Below are 17,568 nucleotides of genomic sequence, written 5' to 3' on the forward strand. Positions count from 1 at the left end.
ATAATGAAGCTAATTTAATAAAAAAAAAGGTCTTTGCCATAATTTGCAAAGACCTTTTTATAGGTATTGAATATTTAGCGGAAAAATTTTATTTTGTGATTGTAAAGATTTTTTACGCAATTATTAAACGTACCAAAATTATAACTCATTTATTTTTTTATAGATTTCATTCACATTGTCCAGCAGTCGCTTTGTAGTGTGTCTTATAGATGAATATGCACTATCATAAAAAATGACTTCCTCTGTATTTGTTTCAATTAGTAACACTTCCATTTTAGAAGCACTCGTCACTAGAAATGAACTATTTACAAGCGTAAATTTTGGTTTTAAATAAATTATCATCACATAATCTTCTTTACTGTCTTTAAGGAGTGACTTAAAATTAGTTGTGAAGTCAATTTTTTGATTGTTTCTATGTGCATTAAATATATTTTGAATATCAACATCATGTAACGCATTTGAAGATACTTTTTTTGATATTTTATATTTAGTTGCTTCTACTGAAAATAGTGAATCAATTTTGTTATTTGAATACTTTTTAAATTTTTTAAAAGCTTTGGTGTTTTTTAAATTTTCAGTATACTCATATACAGGAGCTACATACCCTAACTTATCTATATTTTGTAGTTTCTCTTTGTTGTATATTGTATGCACTGATTTGCAACTTACAAGGAATAAGAGAGAAACAATTAGTATCGTTATTTTTTTCATGATTTCTTCCCGAGAAAGCGGGAAACTTATTTATTTCTCGTGAAAACGGGAATCTTTTTTATTTCCTAGCGCAGTTATTGAATATATCGAAATATAGTTGCTAAGCTTGCCGAAGTAGGAATGTTATTTATGTTTTTTCTTCTTTTTTGATACTTCTTCTGCCATGAGTAATGCATTATACGCATTCACTACTTTACCTGATTTGGAGAGTGAGCTGAAAGGAACCAATTCTTTTTCTTTTTCGTAAGAAGGTTTGCTAACCATTAAGTCAAAAGTGACTCCCGATTCCATGATAATTTGTTTTACTTCTGATGCTGTTAAGTTTGGATAGTAAGAACGAATAAGTGCGGCTACTCCAGAAACAACTGCACAAGAAAGTGATGTGCCCGAATCTTCATCTGTACTTTCTCTAGTTAAAACTTTTATATTCTCACCAGGAGCAAATATATCAACTGTATTTTGTCCATAGTTAGAATAATTAGAAACTAAACGATCAGTATTGTTAGAAGAACTTACTACAATAAAATTGTTTGAAATTTCATTTTTGTTTTCATCCATATCGTTAGGGTAGTAATATGTGTTTACATCGTCTAGATCAACCCATTCATTTCCTGCAGCAGAAATTAGTAACACATCTTTAGCTTCTGCATATTTAATCGCTTCTGTAATCCATTCTTTGTTCATTGAAAAATCTTTACCAATACTCATATTGATAATTTTAGCTCCATTATCTACGGCATAACGTATACCTAAGGCTATATCTTTATCATATTCACTTCCATTCGCAGAAACTATAATAGGCATTAACTTAACATTGTTAGCAATTCCATCAACTCCGTAATTATTATTTCTAATAGCACCTATTACTCCTGAAACCTTTGTGCCGTGACTCATTTTATTGGTACCTAAAACGTTATTATTTCCATAAAATTTATCATTAATATCCAAAGGATTGTCCAAAGTAATTCTGTCAAAATAATCTAAATTAAACTTTTTCCTTTTATTAGCTTCATGTTGCTTTATTATATCATCAATGTAGGATTCATCTATCTTTCTCTCTACACAATATTTTGTTTTGATTATTTTTGTTTTGATTATTGAATCTTTAGATATCATTTCCAAAGAATCTAACATATTTAAGGTATAATCTTTAGTTTTAAATAAAATATTCATTGTATCAATTAACTTTATGTAGCGCTCTTTGAAGCCCTTAAAAAAAACAATATTGGCATCAGCATCTTTTAAATTGTCTTCTAAATTTTTAACCGCTCTCTTATAAAGGTTATATTTTCTTATTTCAGACTCATGAATATCTGTAATTTCTTTTTCTTTAAATTTTTCTTGAAATGTTCGAACTATCCTTGTGGACTCTGCTGTTTGATATAATATTGAATCTTTATTTGTAGTTCCTAAAAAGTTCCAACCATGAATGTCATCTATATAACCATTACCATCATCGTCTTTATTATTGTTTGGTATCTCATTTTTGTTTACCCATATTTTATTCTGTAAATCTGGATGTTTAATATTAACCTCCAAATCAAGAACTGCAACAATTACAGTTACCTCTTTTTTCTTTGGCAAAAGATCATATACAGCTTCACTACTAATTCCCATGATACTATCACTAACAATACTTTTATGATGCCAGTTTTTAAATTCTGTTTCAGTTAGTTTTTTGTTTTCAACTACTTTTTTAAAATCACTTATTAAAACCTCGAACTCTAAACTCTGAGAATTACATGACTTCATCAAGATTAAAAAAAATAAAATGAAAACTTTTTTATTATAAATCAGCATATGTTATTAGTATTATAAACATAGATGGTATTATGTTTATACCATCTATGTTAATATTGATATCTCATTTTTTTTTATAGACATAGACAACCTGGTTCCCCTGATGTCATGCATGCCATTTTACCAGATGTTGTTGTTTTACCATCACCTCCATAAATACTATTGCTTAGTTTACAAATTTTAAACTTAACAAATCTTAATTTTTGTGTTTCTTGTTTTCCTTGTGTTTTCATTTTTTATAGATTTAAATTTATAACTGTAAATTAAAAGGTTATTTCATTCAAAACCTTGAAAACCCTGAATTAACCACCCAATTTTCATGGAAAGTTGGGTAAATTTTCACAAAATGAATAGTTAGCCCTGAACATTTTTAACTTTTTTTATAAAATAAGAAGTATGAATCCCCGTCCTTTTATAAAATGCCTTAGCATATGATTCACTATTAGAAAAACCTACCTCATCTGCAATTGCTCTGATAGTATAATTTCTAAATACTCCATCAGACTTTATTTTTTTTACTGTATAATCTATGCGAAGATCATTCACATAACTTCTAAATGTTTTTTCTTTATATATATTTATTACTTTAGATAGGTACTTAGAATTTGTATTACATTGCTTTGCTAATAAAGCTACATTTAGTCCTTTTTGAATATAATGATTGTCTTTTTCAAACTCTTCTAATTTGTTAAGGATACTATCAACTACTTCTTGGTCAATATCCAAATTTTGTTTTTTATTCTCAATAACTTTAACTTTTTTTACATTTAATTCATCGGGTGTATTTTCATTCTCTAACTTTTTCAGTAATTCTTCAAACTTTATTTTTTGTTTATTATTCCTACTGAAGTTAAAGTATAATATAATGCTAATGATTGTGATAATTAATACAAAAAGAATAGTGCTATAAAGTGATTTTTTTTTGGAATTCCCTAGGCTAATTTCCAATTTATTTTTTTCTTGAACCAAGTTCTTCCTGTCAAATTCTTTATATATATTTTTACTTATTTTTCTAAATCTGTTATTAATTAAACTATCAACAATTAATAACTTATTTACATAATACAATTGCTGTTTAATATCATTTTTATTTTTATAAAATTTAATAATATATTCATACGAAGGTCGTACTTCATGATATACATAATTGGTCTCATCAAAAATACTATCAACTTTTTTAAAGTAATTTATCATTTTTATTTTATTACCTTCTTCTCGATATACTTTTCCTAAATAAAAGTATGCAATTGACAAGTTCTGTAAATCATCAGACTCTTTTAAATAATTTAGTGACTTGTAAAGACTATCTTTAGCCGCTATGAAATTTCCTTTTAAAAATTGGTTATTACCTTCTATATATGTAAAACGAAAGTAACTTGAATCGTTAATAGAACGAGAAAACATATACCCTTCTTTAGCGTGTTTTGAAGCCAAATCGTACTCTTTCAAATTAATATGAGCTACTGATAACCCATAAAGAGTCTCGATAAAATCATAATCATTACCCTGAATTTGTGATAAATAATGTTCATAACATTTTTTGAAAATAGCTAAAGCCTCCTTGGTTTCTTCTATGTCCAACTTAATAACACCAATATTATATAATATTTTATAGTATATTTCTTTTTCTCTATCAACAAATTTTCTTGCTTTAAGAAAATCGTTTATAGCTTTCTCATCCTTACCATATCGGTAGAAAAGATTCCCTCTAAGAAAATATCCTTCTGCCAGTAAATCATTATGTTTATATTTTATTGATGTAACAATACTACTATCTAAAAAAAGTTTACCTTTTTCTAAATCATTATAATAAGTTGCATACAATCTAATATAGCTATTAGAAATTGCTCTAGTATTATTATTTTTAGTTGCTTTATTTAAAGTATAAAGAGCAATGTTTCTGGAAACCGTTTTATCATCAATATTTTCATAAAATAATTGTTTCAACTCATCAAAATTTTTATTTGACAATGAGTCTACATATTGCTTAGAATATAATGTGTTAAAAAACAGAAGAAAAAGAAAAAATACTAGGGAATTACAGTGATTCATTTTTTAATTTATGCATGTTATACGTATTTAAACCAACAATTTAAAAAAATAATTAATTTCTTACACTACAATTACTCTATTTTCTATGAAAGTTGGGTAAGTATGAGAAACAATCAATAATAAATTAATTGTCTGTTTTTCAGGTTTTTGTGTTTTTAGTTGAATAATATTCACAGAAAGTTGGGTGATATAATTTGACATGTAGCCATATACACCATTACATTTACATCATCAAAAAAATGAATGCGCATCATTTTGACAATGAAATCATAATTTTTAAAAACAGCAAACATGAGATTAGAATACTAAGTCAATTTGAATTTTCGGAATATTTAATCGTAAGGAATGTAAACACTGATGAACAAAAAGAAACGGATGTATGATACACAAAGAGCAACGGAAAAGGCTAAAAGAAGTATTAGGACACAACTATACAGATAAAGTGTTGAAATTTTAAAGGAGCAAAAAGTAACCAATAGAAGGGGAACGGCGTATGGAACTTCTATGATACGGAATGTACTCAATGGACTCAACGAAAACAAAGCTATTGAAAACGCCATCCTAGAACTGTATACCCGAAGTATAGAGAAAACTGAAAAAACGGAGTTACTTAAAAACCAATTATTGGGTATATCCGATTCATAAAACAGTAATTATATATAGTTCGTCAACCTCTAAAAAATGTTTTTGAATAAATAAAGACACAAAAAACTCCCGTGAAACGGGAGTCTATAATAAACAAATAAACATTTGCCTATATGATGTCGAAAATCAAAGATACATATTTTTTTAAATAGTATCACGGCAAATGTTTATAGAAGGAATGCTTTCCTTTTTATAGTAAATGGTAGTTAGTATTGAGATAAGAGATTGAAAAATATCTAAATACTAATATCTCACTACTCATTTCTATGTAACAAGCCGTGGAAACCGAAAAACGTACGAGTAGGTTATACTTAAATTAATTTAAAATGAGTAAATTATCATTTGAAGCACTTCAACAAAGAGCTGACGAAGTAGTTTCACAAGAACTATTAAATTCTATTTCAGGTGGAACTGAAAACGCATGTCATGACGATCCACCACCACCGCCACCACCAGCAGATGATGGTTGTCAACAATGTCAACAAGACGTTGTAACATCACAAGGGACTCATACTCCATTGGGAACTTGGTTGGTACATCAGATATATCATTAATCTAATGTGAAATGGTGTTCAGTTAGAGAACACCATTTCTAATATTTTTAAGTATGAAAGTAACGTTGTTTTTTAAAATATTTTTTTTATTTCTACTATTATTGTTTTTACAATTTTTGATAACACTGAGTCTAGTCAAAATTTTCAGTATTAGTATCAATTATGCTAGTGAGGTTACCTTTTTTAGTATAGACCTATCTTTTTTGATTGTCATCATTATTATGATTAAAATGTGGGGAATAGATATTCGGAAACTATTTAAAATAGTGAGCGTAAAACATATTCTGTATCTAATAGTAATTGGATTATTAATTACATTACTATATCCAATATTTAATATTCCGAATTTACTTAATGGATTTTCTGTAAATAAAACAGGTTTGATGATGCCAATAACAAACGTTTTTGAACAAAAAGGCATAAGCTTTTATTATGTAATTAGAACGCTACTACTCATACCATTCTTAGAAGAAACACTATACAGAGGTATTATACAAAACAAGCTAAAAGAAAAATTTTCAGCAACATGGGCAATTGTAATTTCAAGTTTGTTTTTTGCCGTTGGACATATGGCTTTTGAACAATCGATCACAGTATTCTTTAGTAGTCTTTTAATAGGGTACATATATCATAAAAGCAATAATTTATCAATAGTAGTATTGTTACACAGTTTTATAAACCTTGGTTTTTTATTTTTAAAAATTGAATATACTGATACCATAAGTGTTTCCATATTGCTGTATCATTTTGCCTTAATAGCCTTGTTACTTTTTATATCTAAAAAATATCCTAAAAAGGATTCGCATGGAAATTAAAAAAACCATTCACGAAAATCAAGAAGAAATTGTTAACACCATTAAGTTGTTAATTTATGGCGAATTTCCAAATTTGCTTAAACGTATTGATTTTGATGATGATGCTATTTATTTGGATTCTTTACTATTTGCTTATTTTAATAGTAAAAAAGATAAGCCGTTACCTAAAGAACTTTTAGAAGAAATTCTGCAAGGGTATTTCTTAGAAAAAACAACTATAAAAACGAACTATTCATATAACAAAAATAACATAGCTTATATACCTAAGATTGGATATTTCAAAAAAGACCAACATAGCTTATATGAACCCATTTTAGAGAAAGATGATTTTGAAATAGTAAAAGAAGTTCATCCAACGCATGAAAAATATTTTGTAGTGGTAGAAAAAGGACACATTGTTAACCAAAACCCAACACATCATTCTGTATGGAATGCGCATTATGAAGAAGTATTTGTTGCAATAGATATCATACGAGAATATTTGCCGAAATTCTACAAAGAATTAACGTTTGCCAACAAAAAAATATACTTGCATGATAATTCTAATATATTAAATTTTACTTCTGTTGAAACGCTTGGAATGCTCTATTTTTATGTAATAGGAGCTAATAATCTTATCTATTTTATAGAAGAACTCATTCATCAAGGTTCACACAATTATTTGTATTATATCGTACACAAAAGAAAAGACTTTTTTAAAATTGATGTAGATACTATTGTTATGCGCGAATATACCGAACAAGTGTGGGATTATAGAACTATTTACGGTGCTTTTCATGGTTTATTTACGGTCACACAACGCTTGAGAAACTTTGACAAACTGTTATCTCAAAATGTATTTTCTGGGCGGAATAAGCATGAGTTATTAGGTAGGTTAACAGATCAGTTTTCACGCTTTCGGACAGGATTAGAATTACTAGACCAAGACACCGTTTTCACAAAACAAGGTGCAGCATTTTATAAACTGTTAGATGATACATGTGAAGCCATTTTGAAGAAATACAATTCACTAAACTATGTATTTGACCTCAGTAATAGAGAGGTTGATTTTAGATATGATGATTTTTGCAAACTCAATTCTTTTGATGATTTTTTGAAAAAAGAACAAAAAGGATTTTTTAAATTTTAATTATGAAGAAGATATTATTACTAATTGTAGTATTAATTACACAAAATGTATACGCTCAAAAAGAGGTTGATGCAGACTACGCTTTCACAAATGTTTCCGTCATTACAATGACTGAAAATAAAGTGCTAAGAAACAAAAATGTACTGGTAAAAGACGGAAAAATTATCGCCATTACAGATGCCAACTCAAGTGCTCTAAAAGCAAAAAATACCATTAATTTAAAAGGCAAATATATCATACCTTCACTATCGGATGCACATGTACATTTACCTAAAGATGAATCGGAACTACGAAAATTTTTTATACTAAATCTCATAAATGGAGTAACAAAAGTACGCTCTATGCGAGGAAATTGGAATCATGTCACATGGAGAAAAACGTATAATACGGAAACCTCATTCTATCCAAAACTTTACATATCATCGCCACCAATATCATGGAAATATAATTTTGATGATACCCAATTAGCAGAGTATATGAATAGTGCTAAAAAATTCGATTTCATCAAAATCTTAAGTATTAAAGATGAAGCTACTTTTAGAAAACTAAATGCTGCTTGTGTATCACAGAATATATCATTAGCGGGACACTTTCCTAAAAACGTTTCAGATAATTTCTTATTTGAATCTAACTATACATCATTTGAACATTTGGGCGGTTTAATTGGAAGACCTTCTTTACTAAATGACAGATTACAAAAAATTAAAGAAAAAAATATTTTTATATGCCCTACACTTAGTTGGTACAGCGTGGGTTCGGGACGCTATTCGTATGAAGAATTACGCAATCAAGCGGGAATGAAATTTATCCCAACAACGACGATCGATTCCTGGATTGAAAAAACAACAGTATATAGAGAAAAAATAGGGAATGAAGCCTACAAGGAAGAAGTAAAAAAAGAATTAAAAACCCTAGATGAAAAATACAAAGTCATAAAACAAATGCATGAATTGGGAATAAAAATGTTGCTAAGTCCCGATAGTTCTTCCAAGTATATGGTTAATGGTTTTGGTGTTGTTGGCGAAATGAAATTATTGAAAAATGCAGGGCTAAATAATTATCAAATTTTAGAAATGACTACACGTAATTTTGCAGACTTTTTTAATGGAAATTACGGCACGATACAAAAAGGTAAAGACGCTGATTTTTTAATTTTAAACGATAATCCGTTAGAAAAATTAGAAACACTACATGCTATTGAAGCACTCTTTTTCAATAACAATTATTTAGATAGAGAAACCATCAATAAACTATCAAAAGAAATACTTCCTAAGTAAACTTTTAATGACTACATATAAATTTCCTTTTTTTCGACAATTAGACTATCGTGATTGTGGACCAACTTGCTTGCGCATGATTGCCAAATTTCATGGGAAAAATTTTTCAAGAGAATTCCTAAGAAACAAGGCAAGTATAACGCGAGAAGGTGTGACCATGGCGGGGATTGCAGATGCCGCAGAAATCATAGAAATGCGAACGCTAGGCATGCGTATTTCGTTGGAAAGTTTAGTCAATGAAGCACCAACACCTTTTATAGTTCCGTGGCGACAAAAACATTTTGTTATCGTTTACAAAACATCTAAATCAAAAATTTATGTAGCTGATCCTGCGCAAGGACTTTTACAGTATTCGCATGAAGATTTTCAAAAGGCTTGGTCAACTTCAACCGACGGTACTGGCTTTGTATTGATACTAGAGCCAAATACTCATTTTCATAGTTTAGAAGAAGATAAAACGAAGAAGAAAGGATTTTCATTTTTATATCCATACATAAAAACACATAAGAAATTAATATACCAACTCTTTATAGGGTTACTTGTTGGAACGGTCATCCAATTTATTACTCCGTTCTTAATGCAGTCTATTGTTGATGTTGGAGTAAATACACAAAACATTCCTTTTATCTACTTAATACTAATTGCACAACTGATTCTATTTATATCACAAACCTTAGTCCGCATATTTAGAGAATGGTTATTAATTCATATTACAAGTAGATTTCATATAAAAATGGTTTCTGACTTCCTGTATAAAATGTTGAAGCTTCCTGTTACTTTTTTTGAAACACGAAATACAGGAGAGCATTTACAACGAATTCAAGATCATTCAAGAGTTCAGAACTTTGTTTCTTCTTCCACGTTTGGAATGATTTATTCGAGTGTCTTATTTGTCGTTTTCAGTTTTGTATTAGCTTTTTATAATCTGACAATATTTGCTGTTTTCTTTATTGGTGCAGTTCTCTATGTTGGTTGGACGTTCTTTTTCCTGAAAAAAAGAGCCGAATTAGATTTTAAAAGATTTGATGAACGGGCGCAAAGTCAAACATCATTGGTGCAGATCGTTAATGGTGTTAAGGAAATAAAGATCAACAATTCACAACGAAAGAACCGTTGGAAATGGGAACAAATACAAATAAGCTTATTCAAAACGTCAATAAGTTCGCTGGCACTTGGTCAATACCAATCAATAGGTTCGGGTTTTATCAATGAATTAAAGAATATCATCATTACTTTTTTATCTGCAACAGCAGTCGTAAACGGAGACATAACACTTGGTATGATGTTATCCATTCAATATATCGTAGGACAGCTTAATTCGCCACTTAGAAGCTTTATTAGCTTTATACAAGTATGGCAAGATGCTAAGATAAGTTTAGAACGTTTAATGCAAGTACATACTAAAAAAGACGAAGACGAGTCAAAACACAAAAAAGTAAAAGAATTACCAAAAAACAAAGATATCGTTATCAAAGATTTATCATTTCGATATGGAGGTAAATCAACACCGTACGTTTTGAAAAATATTAATTGCGTGCTTCCCGAAGGAAAAACAACAGCTATTGTTGGCGCAAGTGGTAGCGGGAAAACAACCTTGATAAAATTACTTTTAAAGTTTCATGAACCCACGAAAGGTGCTATTCAGATTGATACTAATAATCTGAATGGTATAAATAATGATTATTGGCGAATGAATTGTGGCGCGGTAATGCAAGATACATTCATCTTTAATGATACCATTGCGGGAAATATTTCTGAATCTGAACAGAATGAAATCATTGATCGGGAAAAACTGAAAAAAGCATCCTTCATTTCAAATTCAGAAGAATTTATAGAAAGACTTCCTAATAAATATAATACAGAACTAGGTACTTCGGGAATTAGGTTAAGTGGCGGACAAGAGCAACGCATTATGATTGCTAGATCTGTATATAAAAATCCGTTTTTCGTCTTTTTCGATGAAGCAACAAGTGCTTTAGATGCCAACAATGAAAAAACGATTATGGAAAACTTAAATGGTTTTATACAAGATAGAACCTCAGTAATTGTAGCACATCGATTGAGTACCGTAAAAAATGCAGATAATATCATCGTTTTAGAGAATGGTAAAATTGTAGAAGAAGGAAATCACGAACAACTTACTATCAAAAAAGGAAAATACTTTGAATTGGTAAAAAATCAACTAGAGTTAGGCACATAATATGGAAGGTTTAAACGAAGAATTAAATATATACAGCGAAGAAGTAAAAGATGTACTTTCAGATCCACCTAAAATGATTTTTAGGTTTGGAAATGTATTGTTGCTAGTCTTTATCATTGTGATATTGATACTTTCTTATTTAATAAAGTACCCCGACATTGTGACTTCACAAGCAGTTTTGACAACAGAAATTCCACCTCAAAAAGAATATGCAAGAGTTTCGGGAAAAATAGATTCGCTATTTGTGTCAAATTATCAAGAAGTCACCGAAAATATGCCGTTAGGACTAATTGAAAATACAGCTAACTACGCAGATATTATACACTTAAAATCAATTATAGATACTATTCATATCAAAAAAGATTCGTTCTACTTTCCGTTAGATGAATTGCCTATCCTTTTTTTAGGCGACATAGAAAATGAATTTTCTGTGTTTGAAAATAACTATGTTCAGTATATGTTGAACAAAGAATCTCAATCTTTTTTCAATACCAATGTAGCCAACACATATTCGCTTTCACAATTAAAATATAGACTACAAACGCTTATCAATCAAAGACAATTAAATAAAGAAGAACTGGTGTTCAAACAGAAGGGTTTAACCCGAACTCAAAACCTATTTGACAAAGGAATCATTTCAGCACAAGAATATGAAAACAAGAAATTAGAATTTTTACAAGCTGAAAGAAGTTATAAAAACATGAGTGTTTCTATATCTCAAATTCGCGAAAATATCAGTAATGCAGACAACGTGAAAAAGCAAACACGCATTGATAATACAAGAGAAGAAATTAATCTTTTGAAAAGTGTAATCCAATCGTTTTATCAGTTAAAAACAGCCATTAAACAATGGGAATTGACCTATTTATTCAAATCAAAAATTAATGGAACAGTTTCATTTATGAAAGTTTGGAACAAGCATCAATCTGTGAATAGTGGAGATTTCATCTTTACAATAGTTCCAAAAGAACACGCTTCCTATATATGTAAAATACAAGCGCCAGCTCTGAATTCTGGAAAAGTAAAGATTGGGCAAGAAGTTAATGTTAAACTCAGTAGTTATCCCGAAAATGAATATGGAGTGCTCAAGGGAAAAATAAAGGATATTTCTTTAGTTCCAAATAGTGAAGGGTTTTACTTGTTAGATGTTGAATTCCCTAAAACATTAATCACAACGTACAATAAAGAAATAGCGTTTAAACAAGAAATGCAAGGAGTCGCGGAAATCATCACTGAAGACTTGAGACTCATAGAACGCATATTTTATCAATTTAAAGAAATTATAAAATAAAGAGTGTGTCATGCTAAAATTCAATTCTTTAGAAATTAAACTGTAATACATTTTACAATGAAACGTATACATATCATAATTTATATACTGTGCTTTTGTGTTGCAAGCCTCGCCAAGTTACATGCAGCTGAACAGCATACTGCCAAGTCACTTGAAGTAGCGTTGGTAAAAATAAACAATCAAACTACGGATAGTATTCAAACAAGAGAAACACACGAAAAATTGGTGGTAGCATTGCAAGAAAAGCAACAAGCATTTGAAATACGAGTGTATGTATTGGCTGGCATATTATTGTTGTTGGTATTAGTATTTGGTGTTTTGTGTTTTTTGAACAAACGAGGTGATAAGCGACTTGAAAAGATTGTTTCGCTACTAGAAAAAAATAGCAGTCAACAAAAAGATAGCGGGGAAAAGAATGCCAAAATTGATGAAGCAATTGTTGCTGCCATTTTAGAAAATTTGCAAGCATTTGAAAAAGAAAGAGGGTTTTTGATGTCAAAAATAACACTATATGAATTTGCCAAACAATTACAAACGAACACCAAATATTTATCGAGAGTGATTAATACACATAAGCTAAAATCCTTTCGGAATTATATCAACGATTTACGCGTTCAGTACAGCATTCAAAAATTAGAGAATAATGCGAGTTACCGAAAGTACACCATAAAGGCAATGGCGAAAGAGGCAGGTTTTACAACCGCCGAATCGTTCACAAAAGCATTTCAGAAGAAAACTGGCGAAACCGTTTCGAGTTTTTTAAGGCAAACGAATGAATTACTAAGCGAATAAATTAGATACAATGAATAACACCATGCATGATTTTAGTTGGCTATTATTTTTAGCGCAATTACTTCCAATTTTAAAAATTATTTTTTGGATTGTAGTTGGGTATTACACTATTAAACTTTACAAAGCTATTTTACGATATGTAACACGTTTTGATAGCGATACAGAATAAGTTGGATTGCTGTTTTTTTAGACAGGCAAGGCGGTATGAGGTAAAGTAAGGTTGACCTAGCCGCCTTGTTGTTTAAAACTGGACTCTCATATTTATAGGAATTTAAAAAAATAATTAATAAGATTCCCGTCTTCACGGGAATGACAAAAATTGATTAATAAGATTCCCGTTTTCATGGGAAATAAATACGTCTAAACGAAATCAGTTTGGGGAAGCTGAAGTAATGAGTACATAAAATCAAGAAACTAATGTCAAAACGACTTTGAATTAAGTATAGTGGATTCAATAATTTGAATTTTCTTGACGTATGTATGATTTGCTATTTAGACAGGAGTAGGGTAGTCTTAAGTTGTAAGGCTGCTTTGCTTTTTTTAAAACTAAGATTCCCGCCTGTTGCTGAGTTTATCGAAGTACGCGGGAAATGAATATGAACGCTAAAAGAATATTATTTATCAAAGGGTTTGTCTACGGGTTTCTATCCGCAGCAATATTCTTTGCAATATTTGTTTTAGTAGGGATCTATTTTTTTGTAAAACCTTAATTGCCAATCCGACACCATTGTTGCAACATTTAAACGATCAAGGATTGTCGTATGTGCATTTAAAATATCTGGATCATCACCATTTCAGCGAAAGCGAAATTACAACCATTAAACAAAAAGCAGGAAGTAAGCGTATTTTGACAACAGAGAAGGATTTTATGCGTTTGCAAGGAAGTTTGGATGCCTTGTATTATTTGCCAATTACCGTTGCGTTTTTAGCGGAAGAAGTATCTTTTCAAGAGAAAATAAAAACCTTTATAAACAAGAAAGGCGAGTAACCAATTTGGGAGCGATAATTTTAAGCACTGATTATCAATTAGTTAACTTTTTTAAAATTTCAATTTTTAGCTAAATCGTATTCAGAATCGTATTCAGTTTCTGAGTTAATAATGAAGCTAATTTAATAAAAAAAAAGGTCTTTGCTATAATTTGCAAAGACCTTTTTTGGATATTGAATGTTTAGTGGGAAAATTTTATTTTGTGATTGTAAATGTTTCCATCATGTGAATGGCATCATTGACAAAAAAATCAAAGAATTTTGACTTGGCAGAGAAACTAACTCCATAAAGAGTGTTATTATATATATAGAATTGTCTTATTGCTTTGTATTCAATATTATTAATAACAGAAGTATATATGACAACAATACTTTCTCCATACTTGGTTTGCTCTTTTACCTTTTTAAGCTTACTAATTTCATAATAAGACTTTCGTTCGCTTATGAACTCATCAACAATAGATTGTAAGGTTTCATTTTTTAGTTGACGCTTATAAGCTGTAATACCATTATAAATACGTTCATAACCTACATTCATCAAATCAGTAGGTGTATAATTTAAAACACCGTGAAAGCCATGAAACGTCCAATTGGGAAGTTTTTGGATTATAAAACCATTGGAAAGCTTTTCAAATAGTTCTTTTTCTGAAAGTTTAGTTGTTTGTTTTGTAGTGGTGCAACCTATAAATACAATAATGAGAAGTAAACTATATTTTTTCATTCTTCAATAGAATACTTTATTGTTTTACGTAACTATCTCCTTTTTTAAGTTCAATAGCTGTTGAATTGTCAACATTAAATTTAATTGGAATCGTTATTCTTTCTCCATTAACTTGATTAATGAATACTCCCATGTGTAAATGCGGTGCTTGTGAGAATCCTGTATTACCACTAAATGCAATTTTTTGTCCTTTCTTAACTCGATTTCCTAACTTCAAAGCTGTACCTCTATACCTCAGATGCACATATTCTGCAATTGTTCCATCATCATGCTCTATCCAAATATAGTTGCCATCATCCACACAGGATATCGTTGGACATCCTTTTCTTGAATCTTTTTTCACTTTTATAACGATGCCGTCTCTAATGGCGTGAATAGGTGTGTTTACAGGCATTGTAAAATCTAAGAAATTTTGTCCTTTGTGCGAGAAAGAGCCATTGTAGCCTTGATTAACACTAAATGAACTTCCCTTTGCATACGGCAAATCATATACATACTTGTCATTGTGTTTCGCATTAACATTTCCAACTACATAAGTAAAACTTGTACTAAAATCACTCTTTTTCTTAGTTGATCTAGTAACTGTAACTAACAATTTTTGTTCCTTGGGCGCAAGAACTGTTAACAGAGGTGTTTCTTTATCTTTTTCATAGTTATATCCGCTATGGATATTTAATTCTGCACTATAATTTACATTTGTATTGTTTTTGAGATGTATATATACAATATTCTCCTTGTATATTTTTACAACTTCAACTGCCTTCTTTTGAGCATTTGTATTAATGCTTAACAAAAGAAATAAGAATCCAACAACTAATTTCATGTATAATATTTTCATATTTTATTTCCCGTGAAAACGGGAATCTTATTTATTTCCCATACGGGAATGTTACTTACTTTTTTTCTTCTTTTTTGAAACTTCTTCTGCCATAAGTAATGCGTTATAGGCATTCACTATTTTACCCGATTTGGAAAGAGAACTAAACGGAACCAATTCTTTTTCTTTGTTTGTAGATGGCTTATTTACCATAATATCATATGAAACACCTGATTCCATAATGATTTGTTTTACTTCTGACGCTGATAGGTTTGGGTAGTAAGAGCGGATGAGTGCGGCAATTCCAGATACAATTGGTGTGGCATAAGAAGTTCCATCAATAAAAAGATATTTATTGTTTGTTGTAGAAGTATAGATATTTTCACCAGGAGCAAAAATATCTACGTTGCTATTTCCATAATTTGAAAAATCACTTACTAAATTTTCTATTTTATACTGAGAAGCACCGACTACAATGAAATTATCAACAAAATCTTCGTTATTCTCAATTTGATCATTAGGATAATTGAAAATAATATCACTATTGGACTCTTCATTTCCAGCAGCAATAACAAGCACTACATCTTTACTTTCCGCATATTTAATAGCATCGTCTACCCATTCCCTGTGAATAGAAAAATCATTCCTAAAACTCATATTAATGACTTTTGCGCCATTATCAACTGCGTAACGTATTGCCAAAGCAATATCTTTATCTCGTTCTGAACCCATAGCCGCTAATCGTATAGGCATTATTTTCACTAGGTTAGTAATTCCTTTTATACCCATGTTATCATTTCGGTTTCCTGCCAAAACTCCCGTTACTTGTGTGCTATGATATTGAGTATCTTCATCTCCTTCAACTTTATTATTTCCATAATCGGTGTTAGTAATGTCATTAGGGTCATCACCGATAATATCACTCTCGTTATATCCACTAACTCCTAAATGTTTTTCGTAACGTATGGTTGCCCATTTAATTTTGTATGAAATCCAATCTCTTGTTATATTATACTTTATACACTTTTTCATTTCCTCAACGTAATACTTCAATGAATCATCTTCAGTTTTTATTACATTCAGTTTTTCTATTGTAAAGTTTTCATTTGGAAAGTATGGCTTTAAGGTAGTTATAGATTTTTCATATTCCTTTAGGAGTGATGTAAAGTTTTCTAAAGCTTGTTTTGCACTTTCAAGCTTCTTATTATACTTGATTAGAGCACTTTTGTATTGCTTAAATAAAAGCGTATCCTTTCCATAAAAATCTTCCTTACTTTTATTTTTGAATACTGAATCATAAAGTCTCACAAATCTCACACATTCATAATTTGTAATTGAAATATTAACGCCTTTATTATTTCCCAAAAAATTCCAACCGTGCAGATCATCTATAAAGCCATTTTTATCATCATCAATACCATTATTTGGAATCTCTTTTTTATTTTTCCATAAAATATTTTCGAATTCTTTATGATTAATATCTAACCCTGTGTCTAAAACAGCCACAATGATTGTATCACTTTTTTTGTCTTTCAAAAAATCATACGCTTTGTCAAGACTAATTCCAGGAATAGAATCTTCGTAGATGTCTTTAAAATGCCAGTTTTGTTTTTCCGTTTCGGTCAATGCTTGCTTTTTAGCGAAAGCTGCGGTAACTATTGTTGGTTTTGTTGTTGTACTTTTGAGTGAAGTACAGGCAATGATGCAACAGCAACTCAATACTTTGATGATAAATGGTTTGAGAGATTTCAAGCGGTTTTATTTTTTAAGTAATATA

The 17,568-nt window shown here is 30.0% G+C and carries 16 protein-coding genes; 9 read left to right on the top strand and 7 right to left on the bottom strand.

The annotated features are described in order from the left end of the window. Window positions 1-138 precede the first annotated feature (138 nt). The 4 genes from H2O64_RS02575 to H2O64_RS02590 form a co-directional block, all read right to left on the bottom strand. Window positions 139-711 (bottom strand): hypothetical protein, encoded by a 573-nt coding sequence (locus H2O64_RS02575; protein ID WP_187560569.1) that lies wholly within the window; start codon window positions 709-711, stop codon window positions 139-141. Between the two features lie 123 nt (window positions 712-834). Next, complete coding sequence (locus H2O64_RS02580) at window positions 835-2,511, bottom strand: S8 family peptidase (protein WP_187560570.1); 1,677 nt, start codon at window positions 2,509-2,511, stop codon at window positions 835-837. Window positions 2,512-2,585: 74 nt separating this feature from the next. Beyond that, a complete protein-coding gene (locus H2O64_RS02585) occupies window positions 2,586-2,744 on the bottom strand; it encodes a hypothetical protein (RefSeq protein ID WP_187560571.1) in 159 nt (52 codons plus the stop codon). Window positions 2,745-2,865: 121 nt separating this feature from the next. After that, complete coding sequence (locus H2O64_RS02590) at window positions 2,866-4,458, bottom strand: hypothetical protein (protein WP_187560572.1); 1,593 nt, start codon at window positions 4,456-4,458, stop codon at window positions 2,866-2,868. 1,076 nt (window positions 4,459-5,534) lie between these two features. Here H2O64_RS02590 and H2O64_RS02595 point away from each other — a divergent pair. From H2O64_RS02595 to H2O64_RS02635, 9 genes are all read left to right on the top strand, one after another. Then, complete coding sequence (locus H2O64_RS02595) at window positions 5,535-5,762, top strand: hypothetical protein (protein ID WP_187560573.1); 228 nt, start codon at window positions 5,535-5,537, stop codon at window positions 5,760-5,762. A 203-nt stretch (window positions 5,763-5,965) separates the two neighbouring features. After that, complete coding sequence (locus tag H2O64_RS02600) at window positions 5,966-6,577, top strand: CPBP family intramembrane glutamic endopeptidase (RefSeq protein ID WP_187560574.1); 612 nt, start codon at window positions 5,966-5,968, stop codon at window positions 6,575-6,577. Continuing rightward, a complete protein-coding gene (locus tag H2O64_RS02605; RefSeq protein ID WP_187560575.1) occupies window positions 6,567-7,706 on the top strand; it encodes a hypothetical protein in 1,140 nt (379 codons plus the stop codon). Before H2O64_RS02600 ends, H2O64_RS02605 begins: the two co-directional genes overlap by 11 nt. 2 nt (window positions 7,707-7,708) lie before the next feature. Continuing rightward, window positions 7,709-8,983 (top strand): amidohydrolase family protein, encoded by a 1,275-nt coding sequence (locus H2O64_RS02610; protein WP_187560576.1) that lies wholly within the window; start codon window positions 7,709-7,711, stop codon window positions 8,981-8,983. Window positions 8,984-8,990: 7 nt separating this feature from the next. Next, a complete protein-coding gene (locus H2O64_RS02615; protein ID WP_187560577.1) occupies window positions 8,991-11,183 on the top strand; it encodes a peptidase domain-containing ABC transporter in 2,193 nt (730 codons plus the stop codon). Between the two features lies 1 nt (window position 11,184). Then, entirely contained in the window at window positions 11,185-12,474 is a 1,290-nt protein-coding gene (locus H2O64_RS02620) for an HlyD family secretion protein (protein WP_187560578.1), read from the top strand. A 57-nt stretch (window positions 12,475-12,531) separates the two neighbouring features. Continuing rightward, entirely contained in the window at window positions 12,532-13,266 is a 735-nt protein-coding gene (locus H2O64_RS02625; protein WP_187560579.1) for a helix-turn-helix domain-containing protein, read from the top strand. A gap of 10 nt (window positions 13,267-13,276) precedes the next feature. Then, entirely contained in the window at window positions 13,277-13,435 is a 159-nt protein-coding gene (locus H2O64_RS02630) for a hypothetical protein (RefSeq protein ID WP_187560580.1), read from the top strand. 540 nt (window positions 13,436-13,975) lie between these two features. Next, entirely contained in the window at window positions 13,976-14,254 is a 279-nt protein-coding gene (locus tag H2O64_RS02635) for a tetraacyldisaccharide 4'-kinase (RefSeq protein WP_317173815.1), read from the top strand. Window positions 14,255-14,449: 195 nt separating this feature from the next. Here the strand turns inward: H2O64_RS02635 and H2O64_RS02640 are convergent, their stop codons facing one another. The 3 genes from H2O64_RS02640 to H2O64_RS02650 all read right to left on the bottom strand — a co-directional run bounded on the left by H2O64_RS02640 (window position 14,450) and on the right by H2O64_RS02650 (window position 17,543). Further along, complete coding sequence (locus H2O64_RS02640) at window positions 14,450-14,974, bottom strand: hypothetical protein (RefSeq protein WP_187560581.1); 525 nt, start codon at window positions 14,972-14,974, stop codon at window positions 14,450-14,452. 16 nt (window positions 14,975-14,990) lie between these two features. Then, window positions 14,991-15,797, bottom strand: coding sequence for a M23 family metallopeptidase (locus H2O64_RS02645; RefSeq protein ID WP_187560582.1), 807 nt, complete (start codon window positions 15,795-15,797; stop codon window positions 14,991-14,993). A 66-nt stretch (window positions 15,798-15,863) separates the two neighbouring features. Beyond that, window positions 15,864-17,543: a S8 family peptidase gene (locus H2O64_RS02650; RefSeq protein ID WP_187560583.1), complete on the bottom strand. Its 1,680-nt coding sequence runs from the start codon at window positions 17,541-17,543 to the stop codon at window positions 15,864-15,866. Between the last annotated feature and the right edge of the window lie 25 nt (window positions 17,544-17,568).

This window comes from Kordia aestuariivivens (genome assembly GCF_014397005.1).
GTDB classification, from domain to species: Bacteria; Bacteroidota; Bacteroidia; order Flavobacteriales; family Flavobacteriaceae; genus Kordia; species Kordia aestuariivivens.

Coding starts and splice junctions, on each gene's coding strand:
- H2O64_RS02575 (WP_187560569.1), bottom strand. CDS start 711: ATGAAAAAAATAACGATACTAATTGTTTCTCTCTTATTCCTTGTAAGT.
- H2O64_RS02580 (WP_187560570.1), bottom strand. CDS start 2,511: ATGCTGATTTATAATAAAAAAGTTTTCATTTTATTTTTTTTAATCTTG.
- H2O64_RS02585 (WP_187560571.1), bottom strand. CDS start 2,744: ATGAAAACACAAGGAAAACAAGAAACACAAAAATTAAGATTTGTTAAG.
- H2O64_RS02595 (WP_187560573.1), top strand. CDS start 5,535: ATGAGTAAATTATCATTTGAAGCACTTCAACAAAGAGCTGACGAAGTA.
- H2O64_RS02605 (WP_187560575.1), top strand. CDS start 6,567: ATGGAAATTAAAAAAACCATTCACGAAAATCAAGAAGAAATTGTTAAC.
- H2O64_RS02610 (WP_187560576.1), top strand. CDS start 7,709: ATGAAGAAGATATTATTACTAATTGTAGTATTAATTACACAAAATGTA.
- H2O64_RS02615 (WP_187560577.1), top strand. CDS start 8,991: ATGACTACATATAAATTTCCTTTTTTTCGACAATTAGACTATCGTGAT.
- H2O64_RS02620 (WP_187560578.1), top strand. CDS start 11,185: ATGGAAGGTTTAAACGAAGAATTAAATATATACAGCGAAGAAGTAAAA.
- H2O64_RS02625 (WP_187560579.1), top strand. CDS start 12,532: ATGAAACGTATACATATCATAATTTATATACTGTGCTTTTGTGTTGCA.
- H2O64_RS02630 (WP_187560580.1), top strand. CDS start 13,277: ATGAATAACACCATGCATGATTTTAGTTGGCTATTATTTTTAGCGCAA.
- H2O64_RS02640 (WP_187560581.1), bottom strand. CDS start 14,974: ATGAAAAAATATAGTTTACTTCTCATTATTGTATTTATAGGTTGCACC.
- H2O64_RS02645 (WP_187560582.1), bottom strand. CDS start 15,797: ATGAAATTAGTTGTTGGATTCTTATTTCTTTTGTTAAGCATTAATACA.